Annotated in this window: 2 protein-coding genes; both read left to right on the plus strand. The window is 66.6% G+C overall.

Going from position 1 to position 1,313, the window contains the following annotated elements; all coding sequences use genetic code 11:
• Positions 1 to 66: 66 nt before the first annotated feature.
• Positions 67 to 372: a transposase gene (locus tag IE178_RS34985; protein WP_193515061.1), complete on the plus strand. Its 306-nt coding sequence runs from the start codon at positions 67 to 69 to the stop codon at positions 370 to 372.
• Positions 373 to 374: 2 nt separating this feature from the next.
• Positions 375 to 1,280 (plus strand): IS3 family transposase, encoded by a 906-nt coding sequence (locus IE178_RS34990; protein WP_193515062.1) that lies wholly within the window; start codon positions 375 to 377, stop codon positions 1,278 to 1,280.
• Positions 1,281 to 1,313: the final 33 nt, after the last annotated feature.

A 1,313-nucleotide genomic window follows, 5' to 3' on the forward strand; every position in this document is an offset into this window, starting at 1 on the left:
GTTCCCCCGCTGAGCTGGACAGCCTGATACTGGGACGGAAGGTCCCGGAGAAAGCAGTCCCAGGTAGTGAGCAAGAAGAGCAACACCAGCAAGCGGTACACGGCCGAGTTCAAACGCGACGCGGTCGCGTTGGTGCACTCCTCAGGGAAGACGGTCACCGAGGTCGCCCGGGAGATCGGCGTCAGCGCCGAGGGACTGCGCAACTGGGTCAGGCAGGACCAGGCCGACCGCGGGCACGGGCCGGCGGGCGCCCTCACCAGTGACGAGAAAGAAGAGCTCCGGCGTCTGCGGCGGGAGAACCGGGAACAGCAGCAGACCATCGAGGTCCTGAAAAAAGCCGCGGCCTTCTTCGCGAGGGAATCGACGAAGTAGCCGTGCGCTACGCGTTCATCGATGCGGAGAAGGCCACCAAGCACACCCCGGACGGCCACAGCGTCAGCCTGATGTGCAAGGTCCTGGGGGTGTCTCGCTCCGGCTACTACGCCTGGCGTGCCGCACGCCCGGCCGCCGAGGCGCGAGCGGGCGAAGAGACCGAGCTGGTCACGGAGATCCGCAGGCTCCACACGCAGTCCCGCCGCGCCTACGGCTCCCCGAGGATCACGGCCGCACTACGCCGCACGGGACGGCGGATCAACCGGAAGAGGGTCGAGCGGCTGATGCGCGAGCACGACATCCGAGGCATCACCCGCCGCAAACGCCGCGGCCTGACCCGGCCGGACAAGAGGGCCGTCTTCGCCCCTGATCTGGTCGGACGTGACTTCACCTCCATCGAGCCCGGCACCAAGCTGGTCTCGGACATCACCTACCTGCCCACCCTTGCCGGCTGGTGGTACCTCGCCACCGTCATCGACCTGGCGACCCGGGAGGTGATCGGTTATGCGATGGCCGATCACCACCGCGCCGAGCTGGTCGTCGACGCGCTGAAGATGGCCGCCGGCCGCGGGCTGATCAAGGAGGGCTGCATTGCACACTCGGACCGCGGATCCGAGTACACCTCGCGCGAATACCGTAGCCAGCTACGGAAGTTGGCAATGCGGCAGAGTATGGGCAGAACCGGCTCCTGCTACGATAACGCCGCAGCCGAGAGCTTTTTCGGGCTGCTGAAAGCGGAAATCGGGACCACCATCTGGGAGTCCCGTGAGGCTGCCCGAGCTGACGTCTTCCGCTTCATCGAGGTCGAGTACAACCGCACCCGTCTGCGCAAGCACCCCGTCTACGGGTACGTCACCCCGCTCGAGACCAGGGCACTGACGACGCAAGACCTCGCCCCCGCAGCGTAACCACCCGCTGTCCACGATCAGGGGGGAGCTTCA

It is taken from the genome of Streptomyces griseoloalbus (genome assembly GCA_014650015.1).
Classification (GTDB): Bacteria; Actinomycetota; Actinomycetes; order Streptomycetales; family Streptomycetaceae; genus Streptomyces; species Streptomyces griseoloalbus.